At 52.3% G+C, this 25860-nt stretch carries 22 protein-coding genes; 12 read left to right on the top strand and 10 right to left on the bottom strand.

Translation table 11 applies throughout. The features are described from left to right. Positions 1-11: 11 nt before the first annotated feature. The 4 genes from rsmB to Q9292_RS04505 are packed head-to-tail and all read left to right on the top strand — an operon-like array spanning position 12 to position 5293. On the top strand, positions 12-1301 hold the full coding sequence (gene rsmB / locus Q9292_RS04490; RefSeq protein ID WP_313985272.1) for a 16S rRNA (cytosine(967)-C(5))-methyltransferase RsmB: 1290 nt from the start codon (positions 12-14) through the stop codon (positions 1299-1301). Next, the gene (locus Q9292_RS04495) at positions 1279-1854 is read left to right on the top strand and encodes a DUF4390 domain-containing protein (RefSeq protein ID WP_194748820.1); all 576 of its coding nucleotides are present in this window, start codon (positions 1279-1281) and stop codon (positions 1852-1854) included. The genes rsmB and Q9292_RS04495 overlap by 23 nt, the downstream gene beginning before the upstream one ends. 4 nt (positions 1855-1858) lie before the next feature. After that, positions 1859-4021, top strand: a complete 2163-nt coding sequence (locus Q9292_RS04500) for a sensor histidine kinase (protein ID WP_313985275.1) — start codon at positions 1859-1861, stop codon at positions 4019-4021. Between the two features lie 9 nt (positions 4022-4030). Continuing rightward, positions 4031-5293 carry a sigma-54-dependent transcriptional regulator gene (locus Q9292_RS04505; RefSeq protein ID WP_194748818.1) on the top strand — a complete coding sequence of 421 codons (1263 nt, stop codon included), beginning with the start codon at positions 4031-4033 and terminating at the stop codon, positions 5291-5293. 39 nt (positions 5294-5332) lie between these two features. On the opposite strand, the gene Q9292_RS04510 is transcribed toward Q9292_RS04505, so the two are convergent. After that, positions 5333-5713, bottom strand: a complete 381-nt coding sequence (locus Q9292_RS04510) for a DoxX family membrane protein (protein WP_194748817.1) — start codon at positions 5711-5713, stop codon at positions 5333-5335. 84 nt (positions 5714-5797) lie between these two features. Between Q9292_RS04510 and Q9292_RS04515 the strand changes: the two genes are divergently transcribed. The 3 genes from Q9292_RS04515 to Q9292_RS04525 all read left to right on the top strand — a co-directional run bounded on the left by Q9292_RS04515 (position 5798) and on the right by Q9292_RS04525 (position 7314). Next, positions 5798-6238 carry a GNAT family N-acetyltransferase gene (locus Q9292_RS04515; protein ID WP_313985282.1) on the top strand — a complete coding sequence of 147 codons (441 nt, stop codon included), beginning with the start codon at positions 5798-5800 and terminating at the stop codon, positions 6236-6238. A gap of 47 nt (positions 6239-6285) precedes the next feature. Next, complete coding sequence (gene fae / locus Q9292_RS04520) at positions 6286-6828, top strand: formaldehyde-activating enzyme (RefSeq protein WP_313985285.1); 543 nt, start codon at positions 6286-6288, stop codon at positions 6826-6828. 84 nt (positions 6829-6912) lie between these two features. After that, a complete protein-coding gene (locus tag Q9292_RS04525) occupies positions 6913-7314 on the top strand; it encodes an RDD family protein (protein WP_313985288.1) in 402 nt (133 codons plus the stop codon). 18 nt (positions 7315-7332) lie between these two features. Here the strand turns inward: Q9292_RS04525 and lptG are convergent, their stop codons facing one another. Both lptG and lptF read right to left on the bottom strand, forming a co-directional pair. Continuing rightward, the gene (gene lptG / locus Q9292_RS04530) at positions 7333-8427 is read right to left on the bottom strand and encodes an LPS export ABC transporter permease LptG (RefSeq protein WP_194748809.1); all 1095 of its coding nucleotides are present in this window, start codon (positions 8425-8427) and stop codon (positions 7333-7335) included. After that, entirely contained in the window at positions 8424-9533 is a 1110-nt protein-coding gene (gene lptF / locus Q9292_RS04535) for an LPS export ABC transporter permease LptF (RefSeq protein WP_194748808.1), read from the bottom strand. The genes lptG and lptF overlap by 4 nt, the downstream gene beginning before the upstream one ends. Positions 9534-9621: 88 nt before the next feature. Here lptF and Q9292_RS04540 point away from each other — a divergent pair, with 88 nt between their 5' ends. Genes Q9292_RS04540 through Q9292_RS04550 form a run of 3 tightly spaced genes read left to right on the top strand, consistent with a single transcriptional unit; the run spans position 9622 to position 12503 of the window. Next, on the top strand, positions 9622-11103 hold the full coding sequence (locus Q9292_RS04540) for a leucyl aminopeptidase (protein ID WP_194748807.1): 1482 nt from the start codon (positions 9622-9624) through the stop codon (positions 11101-11103). Positions 11104-11108: 5 nt separating this feature from the next. After that, positions 11109-11537, top strand: coding sequence for a DNA polymerase III subunit chi (locus Q9292_RS04545; protein WP_194748806.1), 429 nt, complete (start codon positions 11109-11111; stop codon positions 11535-11537). Positions 11538-11549: 12 nt separating this feature from the next. After that, on the top strand, positions 11550-12503 hold the full coding sequence (locus tag Q9292_RS04550; protein WP_313985297.1) for a hypothetical protein: 954 nt from the start codon (positions 11550-11552) through the stop codon (positions 12501-12503). Here the strand turns inward: Q9292_RS04550 and xth are convergent. Then, on the bottom strand, positions 12500-13276 hold the full coding sequence (gene xth / locus Q9292_RS04555) for an exodeoxyribonuclease III (RefSeq protein WP_313985299.1): 777 nt from the start codon (positions 13274-13276) through the stop codon (positions 12500-12502). The two genes, Q9292_RS04550 and xth, sit on opposite strands and share 4 nt — an antisense overlap. Before the next feature lie 277 nt (positions 13277-13553). Between xth and Q9292_RS04560 the strand changes: the two genes are divergently transcribed. After that, entirely contained in the window at positions 13554-17243 is a 3690-nt protein-coding gene (locus Q9292_RS04560; RefSeq protein WP_313985301.1) for an EAL domain-containing protein, read from the top strand. Positions 17244-17407: 164 nt separating this feature from the next. Here Q9292_RS04560 and Q9292_RS04565 read toward each other — a convergent pair whose 3' ends face one another. Then, on the bottom strand, positions 17408-18292 hold the full coding sequence (locus tag Q9292_RS04565; RefSeq protein ID WP_313985304.1) for a TorF family putative porin: 885 nt from the start codon (positions 18290-18292) through the stop codon (positions 17408-17410). 385 nt (positions 18293-18677) lie between these two features. Between Q9292_RS04565 and Q9292_RS04570 the strand changes: the two genes are divergently transcribed. Further along, positions 18678-19664 (top strand): helix-turn-helix domain-containing protein, encoded by a 987-nt coding sequence (locus Q9292_RS04570; protein WP_313985306.1) that lies wholly within the window; start codon positions 18678-18680, stop codon positions 19662-19664. Positions 19665-19679: 15 nt separating this feature from the next. On the opposite strand, the gene eutC is transcribed toward Q9292_RS04570, so the two are convergent. The 5 genes from eutC to atzF all read right to left on the bottom strand — a co-directional run bounded on the left by eutC (position 19680) and on the right by atzF (position 25856). Next, positions 19680-20480 (bottom strand): ethanolamine ammonia-lyase subunit EutC, encoded by an 801-nt coding sequence (gene eutC / locus Q9292_RS04575; protein ID WP_313985309.1) that lies wholly within the window; start codon positions 20478-20480, stop codon positions 19680-19682. A 1-nt stretch (position 20481) separates the two neighbouring features. Further along, positions 20482-21879, bottom strand: coding sequence for an ethanolamine ammonia-lyase subunit EutB (locus Q9292_RS04580; RefSeq protein ID WP_313985312.1), 1398 nt, complete (start codon positions 21877-21879; stop codon positions 20482-20484). 66 nt (positions 21880-21945) lie between these two features. Continuing rightward, positions 21946-23292: an ethanolamine permease gene (gene eat / locus Q9292_RS04585; protein ID WP_313985314.1), complete on the bottom strand. Its 1347-nt coding sequence runs from the start codon at positions 23290-23292 to the stop codon at positions 21946-21948. A gap of 274 nt (positions 23293-23566) precedes the next feature. Beyond that, positions 23567-23884 carry a DMT family transporter gene (locus Q9292_RS04590; protein ID WP_194748797.1) on the bottom strand — a complete coding sequence of 106 codons (318 nt, stop codon included), beginning with the start codon at positions 23882-23884 and terminating at the stop codon, positions 23567-23569. Between the two features lie 169 nt (positions 23885-24053). After that, positions 24054-25856, bottom strand: a complete 1803-nt coding sequence (atzF, locus tag Q9292_RS04595; protein ID WP_313985317.1) for an allophanate hydrolase — start codon at positions 25854-25856, stop codon at positions 24054-24056. Positions 25857-25860: the final 4 nt, after the last annotated feature.

The following is a 25860-nucleotide window of genomic DNA, read 5'->3' on the forward strand; positions in this document are numbered from 1 at the left end:
AGAGTATCCTTTTGCAAGTTGCCCAGCTCATAGCCGCATCTGCGGTGGCCGAAGTGTTGGCCGGACATAACCTGACTGTTTCCATGCCCAAGGCATTGCGCAGGGTCAAGTCGGCGACGCCGCAACAGCAGGCGGCTGCACAGGATTACAGCTACCTCACATTGCGCTTGTATGCCGAAGCAGCGGCTTATTTGCAGGCGCTGACGGCCAAGCCAGTGACGGATACACGTGTACACGCGCTGTTGCTGGTTGCCCTGTCGCAGCTGTTGCATGGGGCCGAAGATGATTTTACGGTGGTCAATCAGGCTGTGGAGGCTGCGGGCAAAACCGGGCTGCGCTGGGCAAAAGGGCTGGTCAATGCGGTATTGCGTAATTTTTTGCGCCAACGGTCAACCTTGCAGGCGCAAGTGAGCCAGTCGGAAACGGTGCAATTTAACTATCCGCAATGGTGGATTGATACCCTCAAACAACAATATCCTCAGCATTGGCAGTCGATTCTGACCGTAGGCAACAGCCACCCACCCATGACATTACGCATTAATCAGCGCAAAACGGATGTCGCCAGCTACATGCAGGCGCTGGATGATGCGGGGATTGCGGCGCAAGCGTTGGGCGGTACGGCGATTCAGTTGCAGCAGCCGTTGCCGGTGCACAAGCTGCCGCATTTTGATCAAGGCTGGCTCAGTGTGCAGGATGCTGGCGCACAGTGGGCGGTTCCTTTGCTGGATGTGCAAGCAGGCATGCGCGTGCTGGATGCCTGTAGCGCGCCGGGCGGTAAAACTTGTCACTTGCTTGAAGCCAGTGATATTGACTTGCTTGCCCTGGATGTGGAGGCAGAGCGCCTGCGCCGCGTCCACGACAACCTGCAGCGTCTGGGCTTGCAAGCCAAGGTCAGGACAGGCGATGCGGCAAAAGCCGACTGGTTTGATGGTCAGTTATTTGACCGCATTCTGGCTGATGTGCCCTGCAGCGCCTCAGGCATCGTGCGCAGGCATGTCGATATGAAATGGTTGCGTCGGCCACAGGATTTGACGGTATTTGCCCAGATGCAACAGCAAATATTATTGAATTTGTGGCATATGCTGGCAAAAGGCGGTAAATTGCTGTACGTCACCTGTTCGATTTTTCAACAAGAAAATGAAATGCAGATTCAACAGTTTTTAACCATGCATGCAGATGCGGTCAGGTTGCCAGTGCAGTTTGATGCCTCGGGCCTCCCTTGCCAGCAGTCCATTGGCGGGCAATTGCTGCCCACTGCCGCGCATGACGGATTGTTTTATGCGCTTTTACAAAAACATTAAATATTATTCGGCGCTTTTTTTTCTGCTGACCATGACAGCATTGGCACTGGCTGCCAATAACAATCATGCCCATGTCAAAAGTGCCGAGCTGGTATTGCGTGAAGATACCTGGGCGCTGGATGCGGATCTGGACATCCATTTTGGCCGCGCGCTTGAGGAAGCTTTGAGTAAGGGCATCGCCCTGACATTTTTGTATGAATGCCAGATCATCAAACCCATGAAGTACTGGTTTGATGATGAGGTGGTGACTGAGCGTCGCGCCGTCACGCTCAACTATCACGCGTTGACCAAGCAATATCTGCTTAATTATCCGCAACAGCAAAAAGGATTCGACAGCCTGGCTGAAGCCAGACGTGAGTTGGGCCTGATCCGCGACTGGCGCTTGACGCCGCATGCCACACTAGAAAAAAATCAGCCCTATCAGGCGGCGCTGAAAATGCATCTGGATACCAGCAAGCTGCCTAAAGCCTTGCAGCTGGATGCCCTGGGCGAAAGTGACTGGGAGCTGGTCACGCCGACGTTTAGCTGGTGGGTAAAGGACACCCAGCGTTAGCCCTATGCGGTATGTCCTGATTTTGTCCATTCTACTGGCGGCAGCCCTGCTGTACCTGCTGTCTCTCGCCAGTGCCAACACCGCCATCAGTGGGGATTATTACCTGATCCTGCTGTATATCAATGCTGGCCTCGCCGTGTTGTTGCTGGGGGTGATTGCCTACCAGTTACGCCATCTTTACCAGACCACCAAAGCCAAACAGGTAGGCAGCAAGCTGAATTTCAGATTGCTGGTGTCTTTTGCCCTGATGGCATTGATTCCAGGCATGATCGTTTATCTGGTTTCTGTGAACTTCCTGTCACGCTCGATTGAGTCTTGGTTTAACGTCAAAGTCGAATCCGCACTGGATGGAGGTCTGAATCTGGGGCAACGGGCGCTGGATATCATGCTGGAGGACGTCAAGGAAAAAGCGCAAAGCATGGCGGTCTCGCTATCACTGCAAACGGCCCGCTCACATTATGGACAACTGAACGATCTGCGTGAAAAGGCTGGCGTTCAGGATGCGGCATTGCTGACCCCGCAAGGTGCGATTCTGGCTGTCAGCAGCTCTGACCCCAGCAGCTTTTTACCCGAACTGCCTTCTGTGCCGCAGTTGCGCCAGGCACGTAGCCGTATCTACGGCAAAATCGAGCCTATCCCCGGCAAAGGCCTGTACATGCGTGTGCTTATTCCAGTGGAGTCCTTGGGGATCACGGGCGAGATGCGGATTCTGCAATTGATGCAACCGGTGCCCAAGGCGCTTTCGAATACTGCCGAATCGGTGCAGGAGGTCTACCGCGAGTACCAGACCTTGTCGTACAGCCGGCAGTCACTCAAAGACATTTTCATGCTGACGCTGACCATGATTTTGCTGCTGTCCATGCTGGGCGCATTGACCATCGCATTTGCGCTGAGTCGGCGCATGGCGCAACCATTGACGGTGCTGGCGGAAGGGACGCGGCTGATTGCCAGTGGCGATTATTCGCAGCAATTGCCATCGTTTGGCAAGGATGAACTCAGTGTGCTGGTGAAGTCGTTCAACAGCATGACGCGCCAGTTGCAGGAAGCGAAAAATGCTTCCGAGCAGAGCCGTCAGCATGTGGAGTCTGCACGTGCTTACCTGGAAGCCATTTTGTCGCACCTGAGCTCAGGCGTGATGACCATTAATGAACAGGCGGAACTGCGTGTTTACAATCTGGCTGCCACCAATATTTTGGGGATTTCGCTGGTGGGCTTTAAAAACAAAGTCTTTACCGACATTGCGGCCGAAAATGATTACCTCACGCCTTTTACAGCGTTGGTGATGCAGCACTATGAAGACACGTTGCAATTTGACCATCATGAACGGCATTTAAGCAGCCAGATCGAAATTGAAGGCGTGCATGGCAAGCAGATGCTGATGCTGCGGGTGACGCGGTTGCCGGAAGGGGCGGGGCACGGCCTGGTAGTGGTGTTTGATGATGTGACCGCCATGGCGCAAGCTCAGCGCGATGCCGCCTGGGCCGAGGTAGCCAGACGGCTGGCGCACGAAATCAAGAATCCGCTGACACCGATACAGCTGTCTGCCGAGCGCTTGCAGCTGAAGCTGCGCGACAAACTGGAAGAAAAGGATGCGGAGATGCTGTTTAAGTCTACCGATACCATCGTCAACCAGGTGCAGGCGATGAAGAATATGGTCAATGAATTTAGTGAGTATGCCAGAACGCCTGCCGCCCAACTGGTAAGGCTGGATTTGAATGCCTTGATCCGCGATGTGAGCCGCCTTTATAACGCCTCTGTGGTCAAGCTGGTGCTGTCCCTGCATGAGCAGCTGCCCGAGATTTATGCCGATGCCACCATGATGCGCCAAATCCTGCATAACCTGCTGCAAAATGCCCAAGATGCATTGGTGCAAACTGAACAACCGCAAATTGTGATCTTGACCGATTATGATGGCGAGCGTATAAAATTGTCAGTGACGGATAACGGCAGTGGTTTTCCCACCGAGGTGATGGCGAGGGTGTTTGAACCTTACGTCACAACCAAGTCACACGGTACCGGGTTGGGATTAGCCATTGTCAAAAAAATGATAGAAGAGCAGCGTGGACAGATACGCATTGATAATCTGCCACAAGGGGGCGCCAGCGTCACCATCAGCTTGCCGGTCGATAAACAACAACAACGTCGGCGCGTTGAGCGCATCGTGTAAGGAAGTACCATGGCTTCACGTAATATTTTGGTCGTCGATGATGAAATCGGCATCAGGGAGTTATTAAGCGATATCTTGCGGGATGAGGGGCACGTCGTGCGCCTGGCAGAAAATGCACAAATTGCCAGGGACGAGCGGCTCAAGCAGCGACCGGATCTGGTGTTGCTTGATATCTGGATGCCCGATTGTGATGGCATCAGCCTGCTTAAAGAATGGGCCAATGCCGGCTTGCTGACCATGCCGGTGATCATGATGTCTGGGCATGGCACCATAGATACCGCGGTCGAGGCCACTCGCCTCGGGGCGTTCGACTTCCTCGAAAAACCGATTGCCTTGCAAAAGCTGCTCAAAACCGTAGGCGCAGCGATCAAACATACCGAGCATCTGGCGCATACCGAAATTAACCTGTCCAGCTTTGGCAAAAGTGCCGTCATTCAGGAGCTCAAGCAGCGCTTGGAGCAGCTGGCGCGCCATAAAAACACCTTGTTCCTGATTGGTAAAAAAGGCGGCAGTGTGCCATTGTGCGCCAAGTTTTTGCGTCCGCAGAATACGCCGTGGGTGGCCTTGACCGAGTATGAGAAGCTGGTCACCGCACCGATGGAAATTCTCGAGCAGGCCCGCGAAGGTGTGGTGTTTGTGGATGAAGTCACCAGGCTGGGCAAGACCGAACAAAAAGGCCTGCACCTGCTCATCAATAAATCCGAAAAATACGGGGTACGCGTGATTTGTGCCAGTGAGCATGGCTTGCCGCAACTGATTGAAAAAGCCATGCTGGAGCAGGCCTTGCTGCAAACGCTGGCCGGGTCAGCGGTCAAGGTGCCTTGCCTGGATGAGCACAAAGAGGATATTCCCGATCTGGTCAATGCGATGGCGACCTTGATGGTTGAAGCCAGCAAGATTGACTACAAGGCGTTTGATGTGGCGGCGCTGAATGCGCTGCGCAATGCTGACTGGCCTGGTGATTTGGACGAGCTGGAGTCCGTGGTACAGAACCTGCTCATGACCAGTTTGGGTGAAAGCATTACCCAGACCGATGTGCAGCGTGTTCTGGCCAATTTTCAAGGGCAGCGCGGCGAGTCGTCCGAGCAGCATATGCCGCTTAATCTGGATCAGCCTTTGCGTGAAGCGCGCGATGACTTTGAGCGTTTTTACTTCCAGTACCACATGCGGCTGGTCAAAAATAATATGAGCCGGTTGTCAGAAATTTCGGGGCTGGAGCGGACACACCTCTATCGCAAGCTCAAACAGCTGGGGATCAAAATCAAGGGATAAAAAAAGCCGGGCTAACCCGGCTTTTTACGACTGAATCGTTTATTTGTTGCGGTTATCCAGACTGCAAGCAGTTTGCGGATAAATACTCAACAACCACATGCCACCGGCGATGCCCAGGTAGGCAAAAAACGCGTCCAGCGAAGCCTGGCCCAGCACCAGTGCCATAAATACCGCCAACACGCCTAAAACGCGCGCAGAGAGTTGGGTTTTGTACCCCACGATCAGCAACAGACCAAACACAAACTGAATGAAAATCAGCAATGGTGCAAAGACGGCTGGCAGGCCAAATTGCCCTAACATCATTTGGTATTGCAGATAACCATCAGGCGTATTTAAAATGGCCATCAGCTTTAAAATCACCACCCCAAAAAACACCAGCCCCAGTAAAATCCTGGCCGCTGCGGTTTGAAAACGACACATAACTTTTCCTCAAATCCTGTTTTAATAAAGGATGTATGATGCCTGCGGGCTGTGACAATTGCAATATTTGCTCTGGAGGCTGTCATGTCTGTAAAGCGCATTGAGCTCCGAATCAGCACACTGAGCAAGCAAGATCCTTTATGGGCAGACTGTAGCCGGATACGGCAACAGGTCTTCATACATGAACAACAGGTGCCCGAAGCGCTGGAGTGGGATGCTGCCGATGACACTGCAGTGCATCTGTTAGCGCATCACGCGCATGATGCCGTGGCGTGCGCCCGCGTTCTGCCCGGGGGCTATATAGGCCGCATGGCGGTATTGCCCGCATGGCGGCGGCGAGGAATTGGCGAGGCCATGCTGTTGCAGGCAATACAGATCTGTCGGCAATGGGAGCTCAGCGATGTGCGCTTGTCGGCGCAGAGGCATGCAATTGGCTTTTATGAGCAAGCCGGGTTTGTGGTTTGCAGCGAGCCGTATCTGGATGCCAATATCCTGCATGTCGATATGCAGCTTGAACTGATATAATCACGGTTTGAATTTTCTCCAACATCCAGACATACAAAGGAATTCTCATGTCAAAAATCGTATTTAAAGCGGGTGAAGCTACCGTGTTTTCCGAAGGCAAGGACGTGACCGCCGCGATGCCAGAAATCGTGATCGGTGCCGTGGACGGCCCAGTGGGTACGGCTTTCGCGAACATGATGGCGCAAACCAAAGGCCACACAGCCATGTTTGCCGTGCGTGACATCAACCAGATGGTGCGTCCAGCGACCATGATGGTGCCAAAAGTCACCTTGAAAGATTCCTTGAATATCGAATTGTTCGGTGGTGTGGTGCAAGCTGGTGTGGCTGATGGCATTACCGATGCAGTGATCGAAGGCATTGTTCCTAAAGAGCTGGTCAATGATCTGTGCATTATTGCCTTGCTGTGGATTGATCCGGGCTGTGCCAAAGAAGCCAATCTGGACAAAGCCGATCTGTACAAAAACAACTACGAAGCGATCAAGCTGGCCTTGAAACGCGCGTTGAACGACGAGCCTAGCATTGATGAGCTGATTGCTAACCGTCACAAAATCAAGCACTGCATGTGGGAAGATAGCTGGGATCAGAAATAAGTCAGGATCCCCCGTTTATCCTGTGTGAGATAGGCCCCGCATGTGCGGGGTTTTTGTTATCCGGCGAAAGTGGGCAGACGCGCAATGAAATATTTAATTAAACGATATCTGACCGTGATTTATGAAGCCTTGTTGATGCTAGCCTTGGCCTTGGCACTGACCGCCGCTTATGTGCTGGTGGTGGGGGATGCCAGTCATGGCTGGCGGCGTTTAGGTTTGCAGATGCTGTTGTGGCTGTCGATAGGCGCTTACTTTGTGCGCTGTTGGGTGGTGACCGGCCAAACGCTGGCCAGCCAGACCTGGAAGCTGAAAGTGGTAGATGCCGAGGGCCGTTTGCTGGACTGGCGCCTGGCTTTGCTGCGCTATGGGGTGGCAACACTGTTGTTGCTCCCGGCTGGGCTGACATTGTGGTGGGCAGTACTGGATCGCGAGCAGCAGTTTTTGCATGACCGGCTGCTTGGCACGCGGATAATCAGCATCACATAAGCACGAGTCAGGCTGGTTTTAACGCCGCTCTACGTAGTAAAGCATGCCCAGGCCGACCAGCAAAAACAGTAGCGTCGGGCTGATGGCACTCACCAGCGGTGGCCAGTCATTGAGCACACCCAAATGCACGAACACGCGGTTCATGATCTGGTAGACCACGCCCAGAAAAATACCGGCAAAGATTTTGGCGCTGATACCACCGGCACGCTGTTGCAAAAAGCCAAACGGTAAGGCCAGTACCACCATCACCAAACAGGCCAGTGGATAGACCAGCTTAGCCCACAGTGCGACCTGATAGCGGGTACTGCGTTGTCCATTTTGATGCAAGTATTGAATGAAGCTATACAGGTTCCAGGCCGACATTTTTTCTGGCAATACCAGCAGCACATTCAACAGTTCTGGCCGGATCAGTGACTCCCAGCGCGTCTGCTTGAAAAACTGTGAAGTGATCGAGTTATCCTGAATCTGTTTGCTGTGATTGATATTGGTCTGGGTGACGTTAGACAGCACCCAGTGGTCATCCTGAAAGTAGCCTTTCTCGGCATGGCTGATGTGCTTTAACTTGAACTGGGGATCAAAATCATAAATGCGGATATCGACCAGGCTGGTGTCTGGCATGACCGAGCTGACATTGACAAAACTGCTGCCGTCTTTAATCCAGAGGCCGGATTGAAAGTCCTGCGCGACGACGGAATCAGTGGCTTGAATACGGATGCGTTGCGCCAGTTTTTCACTGATGGGTGCAATGATCTCGCCAATCAGAAAGGTCACTAATGCAAACACTAGGCCGATTTTAAGCAGAATCATGGCAATGGATTGCAATGAAATGCCGCTGGTGCGCATGACAATCAGCTCCGAGTTCCCAGCCATCGCGCCCAAGGTATAGACGATGCCCAGCAATACGGCGACTGGTGCCACCTCGTATATATGGCCAGGGATACTCAGGGCGACATAGGTGAGCATGCTGTTGATGCCATAGTGACCTCGCCCCAGGCTGTCCAGCTCCTGTAGCAGGTCAAAGAAGGAAAACATGGCAAGCAGGCCCAACAGCACCAGCATGATGCTGAAGCTGATCTCTTGCCAGAAATAACGGTTTAAACGGGTCAGGGTCATGGCTTAGCGATTTTTGGAGTGCGTTTGAGCCAGCCCGGCATCAACGGTTTCAGATGTTTGCGTCGGTGGTAAAGATACCAGCCGAGCAGGATAAAACTCAGATGCACGGGCCACAATCCCACCAGTACCGAGATTTTGCCTTGCGTAATCCAGGCCTGAAAAATGCTGAGCAGGTTGTTGTAGATGATAAAGATCAGGATCGCAAACATGATGTTGAGCGAGCGGCCTGCGCGTGGATCGACAAAACTGAGCGGGATGGCAAGCAGGACCATGACGATGGTTGAGATCGGAATCGCCATGCGCCAGTGCAGCTCGGCATGGTCTGCGGCGCTGGCATCGCTCAGCAGCGATTGCGTGGACTTAATCTGCGCGGTGGTGGTGGCGGGCGCAGTTTCTTTGGCTTCGACCCGGATATCATAGCGCTCAAACTCGGTGGTCATGACCTCCAGACTGTTGGGCGTGGTTTCATAACGCCGGCCATGTTCCAGCCGTAAAAAATTATCACCGTTACTGGCTTTGTAGCGGCTGCCACGATTCGCAGTAATAATGCCAATTTTGCCGTTTTGTTTGGATTGGACGAACACGTTTTTGACTTCGTAGCCAAGCTTGTCAAAGCTCTCAATAAAGTAAATGCGATCGCCCGCGCTCGACTCCTTAAAGGTCCCGGGGCTGATCGATGACAGTTCATCCCGTTTTTTGAGCTGCTCGCGGTAGCTGTCAGCCTTGCCACTGGCCCAAGGCATAATTATCAGGCTGAACAGACTGATGATGAGCACAATCGGCGCCAGAAACCGCATGATAGGCAAGACCCATTGTCTTAAACTCAGCCCTGCGGACATCCAGATCACCATTTCCGAGTCGCGGTGCCAGCGTGTCAGCGTCAATAGCACGGCCAGAAAAACGGCTAGCGACATCATCATGGGCATGAATTGCACCAGGCTAAAGGTCAGGATGGTGCCAATGGCATCGTTAGGTAAAATGCCTCTGGAGACCTGGCGTACGATATTGCCCGCGCGCTGAGCGACAACGATGCCGAGGATAATCAGGAAGATGGCAGAGGCAGAAGACATCAGCTCTGCAGACAATGCACGTTTGAAAATTTTCAATTTAAATGCACCGCTTTGAAATCAGCATAAAACACTAGATAATACAACCATCACTTAAGCTAGTTGCATGGAACCAAAAAGGATAAAGATGGAATTTAGCATAAAAAGCACTTCCCCGGAAAAATTGCGTACAGATTGCTTGCTGGTGGGCATTTTTGAAGGCCGTAAACTCAGCGATTTAGCCAAGCTGCTGGATGGCGCCACTGAGAAAGCCATCTCGGCGGCCGTCAAGTCTGGCGATATGGAAGGTAAGGCTGGTACCACTCTGATGTTGCGCCAGTTGGCAGGCGTCGCGGCGCCCAGAGTGCTGCTGGTCGGCTTGGGTAAAGCCGATGAGCTGAATCTCAAAGGATTGCGTGCCAGTTTCCGCGCCGCGATTAAAGCGTTGCCAGCAGGCGTAGATCACCTCGCCACCGACTTTGCCGCGCTTGCGTTGAAAAAAGTCAGTGTGCAGCAAAAAACGGCAGCTTTGGCCGAGGTGGCGCTCGATGCCACTTACAAAGTGAATGCGGTCAAAGAGAAATCGGTGGAGCCGCATCCGCTGCAATCCGTCAGCGTGTTGCTTGAAAAATCCGCACAAGCCGAGGCCGAGCTGGGGCTGAAACAAGGGCAGAGCGTTGGCCAGGGCGTGGCGTTGGCCAAGGATCTGGGCAATTTGCCACCAAATATCTGTACGCCCAGCTATTTGGGCAAGCAGGCTGAAAAGTTAGCCAAGGAATATGGCTTCAAGGTCGAAGTGCTGGATCAGGCTGCGATTGAAAAACTGAATATGGGCTCATTTTTAGGCGTGACCCGTGGCAGCGAAGAGCCGCCGCGCTTTATTGTCATGCAGCATTTGCACGGTAAAAAATCGCAAAAACCGGTGGTGCTGGTGGGTAAGGGCATTACGTTTGATACTGGCGGTATTTCACTCAAGCCAGGCGCTGAGATGGATGAGATGAAGTATGACATGTGCGGCGCGGCATCCGTGTTTGGCGTGTTCAAGGCCTTGGGTGAGTTGAAGCTGCCACTCAACGTGGTTGGCTTGATCCCGACCTGTGAGAATATGCCAAGCGGCCGCGCGACCAAACCTGGCGATATTTTGACCAGTATGTCTGGCCAAACAATAGAAGTATTGAATACCGACGCCGAAGGCCGTTTGATTCTGTGTGATGCCTTGACCTATGCCGAGCGCTTTGAGCCTGCCGCGGTGATTGATATTGCAACCTTGACCGGTGCCTGCGTGATTGCACTCGGCCATCATGTCAGTGGCTTGTTTGCCAATAATGACCAGCTGGCCAAAGCGTTGCTGGAGGCGGGTGAGCAAGCCGGTGACCGTGCCTGGCAAATGCCCTTGTGGGATGACTATCAAGCGCAACTGGACAGCAATTTTGCCGACATGGCAAATATTGGCGGGCGCGCCGCGGGCAGTATTACAGCCGCCTGCTTCCTGTCGCGCTATACCAAAAAGTATGACTGGGCACATCTGGATATCGCAGGCACTGCCTGGAAATCAGGCAAGGAAAAAGGCGGCACTGGCCGGCCAGTGCCTTTGCTCATGAGTTATCTGTTGGCGCAAGCCGCACAATAAAAGGCATGACCAAAATTCGTTTTTATACGGATGTGCCTGATACGCCTGCATTGATGCAACATTTAATATCGCAGGCGTTTTCCAGGCAGCGCAGTGTCACCGTCTATTTGTCAGATCGTCAGCAGGCTGAGCAGTTGAGTACTCAGCTTTGGCAGCAGCCGGTTGAAGGCTTTTTACCGCATGTGCTCGCCGATGCCGACCATGCAGCGCTGACGCCTGTGCAGATTGCCTGGGCGCCTGAGCAGATCCGGCAGGATGATTTATTGTTTAACTGCCAAACAGCATTGCCCAAGTTTTTTAGCCGTTTTCGGCATGTGTTCGAAATCATTGGGCAAGACGAAACTGAAAAAGCGGCTGGTCGCCAGCGCTGGGCGTTTTACCGTGATCGGGGCTATGAGATTCAGCATATCAAGTCCATGCAGTCACAAGCATAACGGGGAGGGTGTGTGGAAACTTCAGAAATTCCGGTGTTAACCAAAGTTGTTCAAAAATCTGCGGCGCCAGTGGCCGAGGTGGTGATGCCAGACATGAACGAACTGGTGGCACAGCTCAAACAGGCTTTATTGCCTGAGATCACGCAACTCATCACGACGCAGTTGGCCGAGCAGTCCAGTGAGTCGCTCGCGCAGCACCAGCAAGGGCTGACCCAGTATGCCAACGCGTTGCAACAGACCGTGTTATCACAGGCGCAAACCCAAATCGGCGAAAGCATACAGTCGATTGAGCAAGCTTTTCGTGAAGCGATGGGCAATGTCAGCAAGCAACAGGTGGAGGGTCTGGAGGCGCGCCTGAGCGCGCTGACAGAGGGGCAGCTCGCTCAGATGCAACAACGTGAACAAGCGTTTACCGAGGCGCTGGAAAGTCAGTCCGAGCAACAGTTGCAGGCGGTCGAAGATAAGCTGGTCCAGCTGAATGCGTCGCAGCAGGCCACATTTGCCGCTACCCAACAAACACTGCTTGAGCGGTTGGAGGCCAATAGCCAGCAATGGCTGGATGAACGGCTCGCCAGTTTGTTGGCGCAACAGCAAACCGAACTCGAAAGCAGAGTATTGGCATTGCGTAGCCAACTGGAATCAACGTTGGAGACGCATTTGCAGCAATTACAGGAACAAGCCAAGTCTCGTTTGTCCGCCAGCCATGAGCTGGCTGCGGCGACCCTGGCTGCAGACTATAAGCAATCGTTGCAGCAAGTGTTTAACGAACTGTCTGCACAACAACTGGAGGCCTTCAAGCAGGGCATGCAGGACGACTTGTCGGTCAATGCTGCCAGCATGCAAGAAAAGGTCGCTGCCTTGGTGGCGATGCAACTGCAGGCGATGGAAGACGACATGAACAAACGGCTTAAGTCACGCATTCTGGAGGTGTTGCAGGGCATCAAGTTTGTGATGCCAAAGGTTTAAGGGATTGCGTTGGCCAGGGTCAGCACCACAGGCGTATGGTCGCTGGGGCGTTCCAGCTTGCGTGGTGTTTTATCTATCACGCAGCTTTCGCAGTGTGGTTTGAGGGCGTTGCTGACGAGAATGTGATCAATTCGCATGCCCATATTACGGCGGAAGGCGGCCATGCGGTAATCCCACCAGCTAAACTCGCCTGCCTGATCATTAAACAACCTGAAGCTATCATGCAAGCCTAAGGCCAGCAATTGCTGAAAGGCGGCCCGCTCAGCCGGACTTACCAGCACCTGGCCCAGCCAGGCCTGCGGGTCGTGGCAGTCACGGTCATCTGGTGCAATATTGTAATCGCCAAGAACTACCAGTTTTTCATGTTGACTCAGTTCTGCTTGAAGCCAGCTTTGCAGTCCATTAAGCCATGCCAGCTTGTAATGGTATTTTTCTGAGTCTACTGCCTGGCCATTGACGACATAGGCACAAATCACCCGAATGCCTTGTATGGTGGCCGCAATTATGCGTTTTTGCGTGTCAGCATAGTCTGGCAAGTCCAGGTGAACAGCCTCTATTGCATGCGGGCTTAGGATCGCCACGCCATTATAGGTTTTCTGGCCGTTATGCACGGCATTGTAGCCAGCCTCTTTGAGCGCCGCATACGGAAACTTGCTATCTTCCTGTTTGGTTTCCTGCAAGCACAGTACATCCGGTTGATTCGCACTGAGCCAGTCCAGCACATGCGGCAAACGCACGGTCAGCGAGTTAACATTCCAAGTAGCGAGTTTCAACCATCTTCCCCTTAAATTCAGTGCAACAAGCCGTGCTGGCGTTGATTTGCCGCTATTTTACACGAGCAACTGAGATCACAGGCAATGCCTGCATGTCGGGCTAAACCGGCTTGTTAACTCACACCCGGAGCATTAATGAGATCAATTCTCCGGATACCTCATGGATTCTGTGTTTATTTCTGCAATCTGTTTGCATATCACTGCCGTATAAATACAGTTGGGCCTGACAGAACACCTTGCATCCAGTCAGGATATCTTTCATGTTGTCTGGATCCGCATGACACGCCGATGGATTGTTTTAGTCTGCACCTCGCTGCTGGCCATGGTTTGGTCAGTATTCGCCTATGCGGCACCCCCGACTGAGCCTATCCGCTTACAACTCAAATGGCATCACCAGTTTCAATTCGCCGGTTATTACGCTGCCTTGCAACAGGGTTACTACCGTGATGAAGGCTTGGCGGTCGAGATTATCGAGGGTAACCAGTCCATCGATCCCTTAAAGCAGGTCTTGTCTGATCAAGCAGATTACGCCATCGGCGATTCCGAAATTCTGATTTCACGCTTGTCTGGCCAGCCGCTAATCGCTCTGGCCGCCATTTTTCAGCACTCCCCGTATGTGTTACTGAGTTTGCAAAACAGCGGAATCAAGCGGCCTCAAGATCTGATCGGCAAACGCATTATGCTTTCGGGTGAACATGGCCGTCTGCAATTTCAAGCCATGCTATTCAAGCAGCATCTGGATATTCACCAAATGACGCTTCTGCCTTATCGCTCAAATCTGGATGATTTGATTGAGGGGCGCGTTGACGCCATGATGGCCTATGCGATGGATGAGCCCATGCAATTACAGCAAAGAGGCCATGCACCCGCTATTCTTAGCAACCAGGCCTATGGCGCAGATTTTTATGGCGATGTACTGTTCACGACTGAACAGGAGCTGTTGCAACATCCCGCACGGGTTGAGGCTTTTTTGCGCGCCACCAAAAAAGGCTGGAAATACGCGTTCAATCATCAAGAGGCCATGGCCAATGCGATAGCCAGCATGCCTGGCGTTGCGCAACGCGATATCAATCAACAGTCTCTGTTGCAGGAGGCGCGTTTAATGGCGCCTTATGTGTTGTCTGAGGTGGTGCCCTGGGGACATATGAATGAAGAGCGCTGGCAGTCGATTGCCCAGACCTATGCCGCGCTGGGACTGGTTCCTGCCAATGCGCAACTACAAGGCTTTATCTACCACCATGATGTTTCTATAGAACGCCCCTATGTGAACTGGCTGATACGCGGGGTGTTTACACTCGTGCTGGTGGTGGCTGTCACCGTGTTGTGGAACCTGCAAATGCGCAGGCAGGTCTCTGAGCGAACGCGGGCCTTGCAAGAGGAAATAGATCAGCGGCGCCAGACTGAGTATTTGCTCAAAGTGGCGGGCAATGTGGCAAAAATCGGTGGCTGGGTCATAGACCTGCCTACAAAGCGCATGCGCTGGTCTGACGAAGTGGCGGCCTTACATGAATTGCCACCTGGATACTCTCCCAGCCTTGAGGAAGGCATGGGCCTTTTTGTGCCAGCCTATCGGGCGATCATGTCCAGCGCGCTTGAGAAATGCATGTCGGAGGGAGCCCCCTATGATCTGGAGCTGGAAAAGGTCACCGTGCATGGCCGCCGGTTCTGGGTGCGCGCAATGGGGCAGGCGTTGCGCGATGAGCACGGCCGGATTGTTCAGGTGCAAGGCTCGTTACAGGATATTACGGTACAAAAACAACTTGAAGCGATCAAGCAGGGACAAGACAAAATACAGGCGATGCTACTGGCGGATATCCCGTTACCTGAGATTTTGCATGCGGCCGTGCAGCTCATCGAGGCGCATTTTTCCGAGGTCTATTGTGTGATTTTACAAATGGATCAGGATGGGCGGCATCTGCATCATGCCGCCTCGCACCGCTTGCCAGCCAGCTACGTACAAGCGATGAGTCAGCTGCCTGTTGCAGGTTATGGCATGCTCAGTTTGACCCAGAACCGGGTGATAGCCGAAGACATCAGCACGCATCCGCTATGGGCCGACTATGCAGACCTTGCGCTGAAACATGGCTTGCGTGCCTGCTGGAGCTTGCCCATCTTCTCACGCAGCCAACGGGTGCTTGGCATGCTGGCGATGTATCGTCAGTCACGCCACCTGCCAGAGACAGCCGAGCTGGACATGGTCGAGAGTTATGCCCATATTCTCGGGTTGGCGATTGAGCGCGAGCAGGCCGATGAACAATTGAAGCTGTTACAAAGCGGAGTGTCACGGCTGAATGATATGGTGATGATCACTGAGGCGCCGGTACACACCCCGTTACAGCAAAAAATTGTCTTTTTAAATGATGCGTTTACACGTATCACCGGCTTGGCCGTGGACCAGTACAATCATCTTTCGCCGTTTGAGCTGTTTAAAAACAGTACGCCTGCCAACGATTTGCAACGCATTAAGGAAGCCTGGCAGCAGCAATTACCGATTAAAACGGAAGTGGTGACTGTCGATCATCAAGGTAACGGCATTTCATTGGAAATGGATGCCTTGCCGCTGCATGACAAGCGTGGCCGTGTGACGCATTGGGTGGCTGTACTCAGAGACATCAGCGAACGCAAGCGCACCGATGCGCAAATTCGCCAATTGGCCTACTACGACACCATGACCGGCCTCCCCAACCGGCTGTTGCTGCAAGACAGGCTGGCGGCCCATATCCGTAAATCCCAACTTAAAAAAACCGGTGGTGCCTTGATGTTTATCGATATTGATAACTTCAAAACACTCAACGATACGCATGGCCATGCGGTAGGTGATGCCTTGCTGATTGAGGTCGCCAAACGCATTAAACACTCTGTGCGGCGGCAGGATACGGTTAGCCGCCTGGGCGGCGACGAGTTTGTGGTCGTGCTCGATAGTTTGGCATCCGCGGCGGACCAAGCGGAAAAGCAGGCGCGCAAAATTTGTGAAAAAATCGTAGGCGCCTTTAAAAAGCCGTTCAAACTCAATCACTACCAGCATTACACGACCCCCAGCATCGGCGTCGTCTTGTTTGATCCTGACATGAGTCAGACAGATGAGCTGCTCAGACGCGCCGATATGGCCATGTATAAAGCCAAAGAGGCCGGCAGAAATGGCTACCGGTTTTTTGATGCGCAGATGGAAATCGAGCTCCGTCAGCGCGTGGCGCTGGAGGCGGAGGTACATGAGGCCATACAAAAGCAGGAGTTTGTCTTGCATTTGCAGCCACAATATAACCAGCAGCATCAGATGGTCGGTGCAGAAGCACTGTTGCGCTGGCAACATCCTGAACGTGGCCTGATCATGCCCGGTGAGTTTATTGCCCTCGCCGAGGCTAGCGGACAAATTGTCGCCCTGGGACGCTGGGTCTTACAGCAGGCCTGTGCCTTATTGCAGCAGTGGGCATTTCATCCGCAACTCAGTCAAATGGTGCTGGCCGTGAATGTCAGTCCCAAGCAGTACCTGCAATCAGCATTTGTCACGGAGGTGCAGCTGTTGCTGACCGAGGCCAACATTGCCCCGGGTCGACTGCAACTTGAGTTGACGGAAAGCATGTTGATCGACAATGTGGAAGATATCATCGCCAAAATGACCGCGCTCAAAGCGGCGGGTGTCAGTTTTTCGCTGGATGATTTTGGCACGGGCTATTCTTCACTGTCCTATCTCAAGCGCTTCCCGTTTGATCAGCTCAAGATCGACCAGTCGTTTGTACGCGACATGTTACAGGGGCAGGATCACCAAAGTATCGTCAATGCCATTATTTCACTAGGGATCAGCCTGCAACTCGACGTATTGGCCGAAGGGGTGGAGACCGAAGCGCAGCTCGACCTTCTCACCCGTTTGGGATGTAATACGTTCCAGGGCTATTACTTCTCCGTTCCGCAGCGTACGCAGGATTTTGAACGTTTAGTCGCAACCGGACAGTCTGTCATGACAGGCTGATGCTTGGCAGCGCCAGCATCTAACGCGCCTTACATAAAAAAACTCCCGGTCAACCGGGAGTATGAGAGAGGACTGTGTGTGGTCGCTAACGGCCTGGAGTGGCGCTCCAGGCTGCGCCAGTCGCATCAGACTGACGCGCGACCACGGATCAAACGCGGTGTTGATCAGAAGGTAGAACTCAGCGTGATTATCCAGCGATTATCTGTCAGGTCTTTGGACCGGCTTCCGCCATTAAAACTGGAGCCACCGTAACCTTGGGGACTCCAGTAGCCAGTGTCATTCGCCCCCACATAGTACACGCCAAGGTTCAGCCCAGTCGTATTCGCTACTGCCAGCGTTTTACTCAATCCAATTTTGTAGTCAGTGTTGTCTGGATTCCCTTTACCAGCAGAGTAGTCACCATAAGAGAGTGGTGTTACCTTGGCCGCTACATCAAGCATCCCAACGTGTCCCACCAGAATCAGGTCATAAAACGGCAGCGGATAGTTGGCATTTAACTCGATGTAAGTGGAGCCACGGCTATCACTGTCAAAACCGGTACTCTTATTGGCGCCAAACCAGTCCGTGAGCGTGACAGAGGCTTTTGCACTAATCCAGTCATAACTGAGGGCAACATTTGCTTCATAAGTGTCAAAGCGCTGGCTACCCACTCTGGTAACCCCGTCGCTGCGTTTACAGTTACATTTGTTCCAATTGCCGCCTGGATAGAGGTAGCCAATCAGCCCAGCTGACCAGGCGAGCTTTTCAACTGCAGCGAAACTACCATTGTAGCCCGTGTAAATATCAATCTCGGTGGTACTGTCGACATAGGTTTGTGGCGTGATACTAGACCCCCAAACGCCTGCATAAAAGCCGCTCTCATGGGCAAGATCCATCCCGGCCTGCACGGCAGGCTTGTGCCATGACTGAGAGATGCCGCGGGAGTAGTAGTCCGACACAAAGGCCACATTTCTGGACAATGTCCAGGCAGACTTTTCTTCTGCCTGGCTAAGCGTGGAGACGAAACTTGCGGAGACGAGTGCAAGAGAAAAAAGGATAGATTTACGCATAAAGAGGGTCCCTGTTAATGAATAATGTGAGCTCATTCTGCGGATTGCAGTGCCCTGCGGCTATCCCAAATCGGCAAAGATGCAGATAAAAATGGCGATGGGAGGTTTGAGGATTAGGTGAGCAACCTGCTGCGCAGACAGTGCTTTTTGCGCCCATGCAATGCACTAAAAATAGGCGCAGCATGCCTAATTGCACCTGGATTGATAACTTTGTGATGAGGGTAACCAATGCTACGAAATAAAAGCGCGCAGGAAATGCTTTGTAAACCTGCATGGCAAGCTGAATGCTGGGCGGTGTGCTAAAACAGGAGAGTTGGAATGTTATTTGCTAACACAGCACTACAGTTAGCTCACACAATAATAAAGCAGACTCAGGGATACCATAATGTTAGAACACTGCGCGCGCACTGCGGCATTATTGACGCTGCCACAGTCAAACTATTTGCATAGGGAAAGTCAGGATTTTGATGAGCAGTCTCAGTTCCTGCAAGGCTGGCATCAGGATTACTCACAGCTCTCGGCCGGGCACTTTAATGGCTTTTTGACCCATGTACACTTGCCTGAGGTGTCATTATTCCTTGAGTTTACTAATCAGCAACTCCATCAACAAGGCTATCTGGATGAGGAAAAAATCTCCATCGGGGTGCCGATGAATAGCATTCAAAAGGGCATGTTTTGTGGCAGCCTCTGCGAACAGCAGGCGGTGCATATTTTTTCTGGCAGAAACGGTTTTGAGTTTGTCTCGCCCGCAAACCTCACCATCGGCCTGATTGTGATTTCGAGAAAATTTCTGATGCAGTACTTGTCAGATGACGATCAGGAGCGACTGGACCAGCAGTGCAAGAGTGCCAAGATTTTATATTTGAACCAAACGAAGTATCTGAACCTGGTGCGCTTTTTACGTTCAGTATTTGCGACGCTAAAGGCATTGCCCGGCTTTATTCAATACCCTACGCTGGTGCAAGAAACACAAATGATGGCTTTGCAAATGGTGGCCGATACATTGCTCTGTGACGATTCGGCGCCAAGGACGGTTTATTATCAGCATCAATCCTGGCAAGTGGTCACCAAAACCCGAAAAATCGTGCGTGAACGCCAGGATGATCCTATCAGTGTCGTCGAGTTGTGCGAGTCTTTGGCCATGAGCCACCGCACCTTGCAATATCACTTTCAAAGAACCCTGGAGAAAAGTCCGATCGTCTACCTGCGCACCGAGCGGTTGAACGGCGTCCGTCAAATGCTGAGGCATGCCAATTCTGTGACGGAGGCAGCCACGTCATGGGGTTTCTGGCATTTTGGACATTTTTCGCAGGAGTATAAAAAGATGTTTGGTGAAGCGCCCTCTACCACCTTCAAGCGCTTTCATGGATGAGGTGGCAGTTTAGCGTCATTGGCAGGAAGACGCGTCTTGAACCATGACGACATCGCTTTCATCTTTGAGTGCAACGCCGGACAATTTTAAACGGTTGGCTTCTTTTGCCAGCCATAACAATTTTTTTGCGGCGGCGGCATAACCCAGGCCATCTGGCCTGACATTGGAAATACAGTTTCTGTCCGCATCACTACGCCCAAGTCGTGGCTGATGTGTCAAATAAATCCCCAGACTATCCGGCGAGCTGAGTCCAGGCCGCTCGCCAATCAGCATGGCCACCATGTTTGCGCCTAGCATTTCGCCCACTTCATCGGCCAGTGCAACCCTTGCCTGAGAGGCGATCACTACCGGCCCCAGTTGCCATTCCGCAGGGGCTTGCGCATGAATTTCCTGCAATAACGGCAGCGCGTGATTTTTGATCGCCAGTGAAGACAAGCCATCCGCCACCACCAGTAATAAATCAATGGTTTGTTTTGGTTTGGCTGCTTTGAGGTGTAGCCCGCTGTCTTCACTCAGTTGACGGCCCCAATCGGGCCTTAATAAATAAGAGGCCCGGTCTGGCGCCTTGCTATGAACCTGATGGACCTCGACTGACAATGTCGCTTGAATTTGTGCCATCAACGCCTGAGTATCCAGGCCAAGATGAACCGCATCCCTGGCCAATGCATGGCTCAAGCTGAAATCCAGGACTTCTTGTGTAGGCAGGCTGCTGCCTACCCGGCCGAGGGCAATCCTCGCTTGCGTGAAGCTTTTGAGCTGTGACCAGGGATCTTCACTGACGATGCCTGTACTAGGGTCTGCCGGTGGCTGATGCATATTAAGGGGTATTCATTAATTGCTTGGGTTTATTTTGTAACAAGGCATGGCTATTGTCTACCGGGCGGATCATGCCGGTGTGATCCATCAGGTTCATGCGTTGTAGCCACTGCTCAAACTCCGGTGCTGGCTTCAGATTGAGCGTTTTACGCAAATAGAGCGCATCGTGAAAGGAGGTGGTCTGATAATTGAGCATGATGTCATCCGCCCCTGGAATGCCCATGATGAAGGTGATGCCTGCCACAGACAGCAAGGTCATCAAGGTGTCCATGTCGTCTTGATCTGCCTCGGCATGGTTGGTATAGCAGACATCACACCCCAACGGCAGGCCCAGCAACTTACCGCAGAAATGATCTTCCAGACCGGCGCGGATGATCTGTTTGCCATCGTACAGGTATTCAGGCCCGATAAAGCCCACCACCGTATTGGTGAGTAAGGGAGAAAAGTGGCGGGCGACGGCATAGGCACGTGCCTCGCAGGTTTGCTGGTCCATGCCAAAATTGGCGTTGGCTGAGAGTGCCGAGCCCTGGCCGGTTTCAAAATACATGACGTTTTGGCCAACGGTGCCGCGTTGCAATGACAAGGCTGCAGAATAAGCTTCATCCAGGATGGAAAGATTAATCCCAAAGGTTTTATTGGCTTGTTCGGTGCCGGCAATCGACTGAAACACCAAATCAATCGGCGCACCTTTTTCGATCAGTTGAATCTGGTTGGTGACATGGGTCAGGATGCACGACTGGGTGGGAATCTCATATTGGTTAATGATTTCATCAACCAGGTAATATAAGTTCATCAAGCCAGGAATGCTATCGGTGGCCGGGTTGATGCCGATCACGGCATCCCCCGAGCCATACAATAATCCGTCGAGTAGAGAGGCGGCAATGCCGCGGGCATCGTCAGTCGGGTGGTTGGGTTGCAGGCGCACAGACAAACGACCTGGCAGGCCGATGGTATTTCGAAATGCGGTCGTCACTTGGCATTTTTTGGCGACCAGGATCAAGTCCTGGTTGCGCATCAGCTTGCTGACTGCAGCCGCCATTTCCGGTGTGATACCTTTGGCCACGCGCGTCAGCGTGGCGGTATCCGTGGTATCCAGCAACAACCAGTCTCGAAAGTCGCCTACAGTGAGATGGCTGATTTCACTAAATGCCTGCGCATCATGCGTATCAATGATCAAGCGAGTCACTTCGTCTTGTTCATAAGGCAGCAGCAACTCCTCTAAAAAGCGTTTGAGCGGCACACTGGCGAGACACATTCTGGCGGCCATCCGTTCGACATAAGTCTCTGCAGCCACGCCTGCGAGAAAGTCGCCAGAGCGCGGCGGTGAGGCTTTTGCCATCACTTCTTTCAAGTCTTTAAACTGATACTGATGTACTCCGACGCTGTAACTGTAAGCCATCTTTTTCTCACTCTCCAAGGAATCAACAGGGGACTCCTTTACGTACCCTGCATGGATTGCCCGCGTTTAACGGTCAGTCGCGGTGTCGCGTTGCCCTTTTGTCAGGCTGAAATAAATATAGCCCACTGCCATCAGCACGGCAAACACCAGCGCCAATGCCTGATTGTAGTAGATCATGGTTAGCAAACTGATCACGGCAAGGCTTAAGGCAACCGCCGGAAACAACGGATAACCCATGGTACGGAACGGGCGCTCCAGCGCAGGCTCGTTTTTTCTCAGCGCAAAAAAGCTCAGCATCGAAACGATATACATGACGATGGCCCCGAATACCGCCATCGTGATCAGGTTTGCCGTGAGTGTCATGCCATTAAACTGTAAGTCATCACTCAAAATAGCAGCCAGGCCGACCACTGCCCCTGCAACCAATGCGCGATGAGGCGTTTTAAAGCGCGCATGCGTGGCCTCAAAGTATTTCGGCATAAATCCGGCGCGTGCCAGGGCAAAAATCTGCCGTGAGCAACCAAGCAAAATTCCGTGAAAAGAGGCAATCAATCCTAACAAGCCAATCCAAACCAGCATATGTAACCAGCCACTGTTCTCACCCACCACCACTTTCATTGCCTGTGGAATAGGATCGTTGACATTGGCCAGGGTTCTCCAGTCACCTACGCCACCTGCATATAACATCACGCCTATGGCCAGAAACACCAGCGTCAGAATCCCGGCAATATAGGCTTTGGGGATCGTTCTTCTCGGATCTTTGGCTTCTTCTGCCGCCATGGCCACGCCTTCAATGGCGAGAAAAAACCAAATGGCAAATGGAATCGCCGCCACCATGCCTGGAATCGCTGCGCTGCTAAAAACGTCATTACCTGCCCAGCCATGTGCGACAAAGTTTGTCATCGAGAAACCGGGGGCAACCACGCCCATAAACACCAATAACTCAATAATCGCGAGCAAGGTGACCAGCAGTTCAAAGGTGGCAGCGATATGCACCCCAACAATATTCAAACTGACAAATACAATATAAGCACCCACGGCAAAAAGCTTGGGGTCTATGCCCGGATATTGCACATTCAGATAGGCGCCAATCGCCATCGCAATGGCCGGCGGTGCGAATAAAAACTCAATCAAGGTGGCATAACCGGCAACATACGCCATCTTAGGACCAAAAGCCCGTCTGGCGTAAGCAAACGGCCCACCGGCATGTGGAATAGAAGTAGTCAGTTCGGTAAAACTGAAAATAAAGGTGGTGTACATCAGCGCGATAAAGAGCGTGGTCACCAAAAAACCCAAGGTTCCCGCTTTATCCCAGCCATAACTCCAGCCAAAATATTCGCCGGAAATCACCAGCCCGACGGCCAGTCCCCATAAATGCCAACCATTCAGCGTTGGCTTTAACGATACGCTCATGACAGCTTCCCCTTGCAATTAAAAATCATGGTCGTATCATGCGAGTTTCGTGTGAATTCAACTATCCCATTTTCGCAATGATGGGTTGCGCGCTATAGATTGCCTAAGGTTGGGCTTGAATCGTACAAGCTTGGGTAATTGCAACAAAGTAAGCTACATCAGCAGAGTCTGCTTGATCACAGACGTGCTGTTAAAAGAATAAATACGTCGTCTCACGCAAGGTGAGCGTTAAGTGAGCGACCCTTTAGGGCGAGTGCTGTTGCCATTTCATGGTTTATGATCCGCCAACTTTCATGAGTATCAGCCCAGAAATGATTAAGGTTGCCGCAAGTAATCGCAACATTGTGATGGGTTCAGAGAGCACCGTGATGCCAACGATAAATGCACCAACGCCACCAATCCCCGTCCAAACAGTGTAAGCAGTGCCCATGGGGATCGTGCGCATCGCTGAAGACAGCAACCAAAAGCTTCCTATCACTGTAAGCAGCGTCATGAGTGACGGTAGCAGTTTTGAAAAACCATCAGACTCTTTGATCGCGTAAGCGAAGATGATTTCCAGAATGCCAGCGGCGAAAAGTTGTAACCAAGCCATAAATTGTCCTAAAGTGAAGCCAAGCTGTCCTGTGCAAACGCAATGGCTGGAGGGCCTCCCCACTGCGCTAAAGATAGTCATCTTTTTGTGCAACATCCCTATTAAAAGCAAAAAAGATTTTTGAATGGATCAGGGAAACGTCAGCGGTCCGCTGACAGACCCAGCAAAGCTATTGGTGTTGCAAGTAATCTCGCCATCCAGAAAACTGAGAAATTTCATCTGCAGTTTCCAGGGCGTAATCCTCACAAATAAATCCGGTGACCCATGAGCCATCTATCAGTTCAACCTTGCCCAGTCCTAATGGCGCCGGAATATCATTTAGAAAGGCGCCTAGCTCTTGGGTGGGGATTTCCCAGATTTCCACCTCAAATGACCGGCCACCGGTTGCAACTCTTCTTAAACCTGGTCGTTTGGGCGGTGAGCCCGCCAAGGCATAAAACTGGTAAGCAGGGGAGGTCTGTGTTTTCTTGAGTAATTGCCCGCCTTTATCTTTTAATTGCCAATTCAAGGGCAAACCGTCTAAATGTGCGCCACACACCAGAAGCTGTGAGCGATCATTTTTTGCCAATGTTGTCGGGGGCGCGGCCATGTGTTCGAATTGACCAATCAGCGGTAGTTTTGAGGTGCGCTGAAAACTGTCAGCAATACTTAAAAGATATTGGTCACAGAATGCCCGCCCAAACAAAGTCACCCCTGAAGGCAGGCCATTCCGCATGAATCCAGCCGGAACTGCTACCGCCGCATAGTCCAGCAGATTCATGAAGTTGGTGTAAGTCCCCAAATCAGAGTTACGTTTCACAGGCTCTGCCGCTAGCTCGGCCAAGGTGACTGGGCGCGGATAGGCTGGCGTGATCATGAAGTCCAGCTCAGCAAGGATGGCATCCGTCTTGACTTTCAGGGCTTGTAATTTGTATTGCGCTCTAAACGCTTGCACCGCTGTGGCAGTTGGTGCTTTCTGCAGCACATCTCTAATCACAGGCAGTACCGCTTCTGGATTGTTCTCAATCAACTCGCCAACGACGCTGTATCTCTCAGCGACCCAAGGGCCTTCGTAAAGAAGCTTCGCAGCCTCCAGAAAGGCACTGAAGTCTATTTCAATGGCGATGCCTCCCATGTTCTCAAGTGTGGAGACTGAACGCTCAAACAGGGCCTGACTTTCAGCGCAGCCTAGAAACTCTAACTGTTTAGGGACGCCAAACTTAAATCCAGTGGTGGGGATGCCAAACGATCTGCCCGTGTTCCAGCCAACATTGGCACGACTGTATTCGTCTTCTGGATCCTTATGCGCAGTGAGTGCGAGCAGTTTGCTTGCTTCCAATGCAGTCGCGGTAAAAAAGGTCGTGCAATCCAGTGTGCGACAAGCTGGCACCACGCCAGCTGTTGAAATTAAGCCCTTGGTGGCTTTCAATCCAATCAGGTTGTTGAGCGCTGCCGGAACACGCCCGCTGCCTGCGGTATCCGTCCCGAGTGCAAACGATGCCAGTCCCAATGCCACTGCCAGCGCGGAGCCTGCACTGGAGCCGCCACTGGGATATTCAGCAAGGACGCTATTGCGGCAGAGTCCATAGGGGGAGCGGGTGCCGTTCAGGCCAGTTGCAAACTGATCAAGATTCGTTTTACCGATGGGGATCGCGCCTAGTGCGATCAACTGCGCAACAATGGTGGCATTTTTTGCCGGGATGTAACTAAACTCAGGACATGCCGCCGTGGTCGGGACACCGGCCAGGTCGATGTTATCCTTGACCGCAAATGGGACGCCATACAGCGGTAAGCTTTCCGGCCCGGTTGCCTCTAGATTTGCCAGATAAGGCGCTAATTCTTCTTCGGTCAGAATGTGGATGAAGAGCTTGTATTCTGGATTTAACTGGAGGGCTCTTTCGCGCAATGCTTGAATGAGTTCACGGGGTGAGAATGCATGGTTGGCATACGCACTTTTAAGGGCATCCAATTGCAGGTTATATGGGTGTTTCATTTCA

This window comes from Methylophilus sp. VKM B-3414 (assembly GCF_032248435.1).
GTDB lineage: Bacteria > Pseudomonadota > Gammaproteobacteria > Burkholderiales > Methylophilaceae > Methylophilus > Methylophilus glucosoxydans.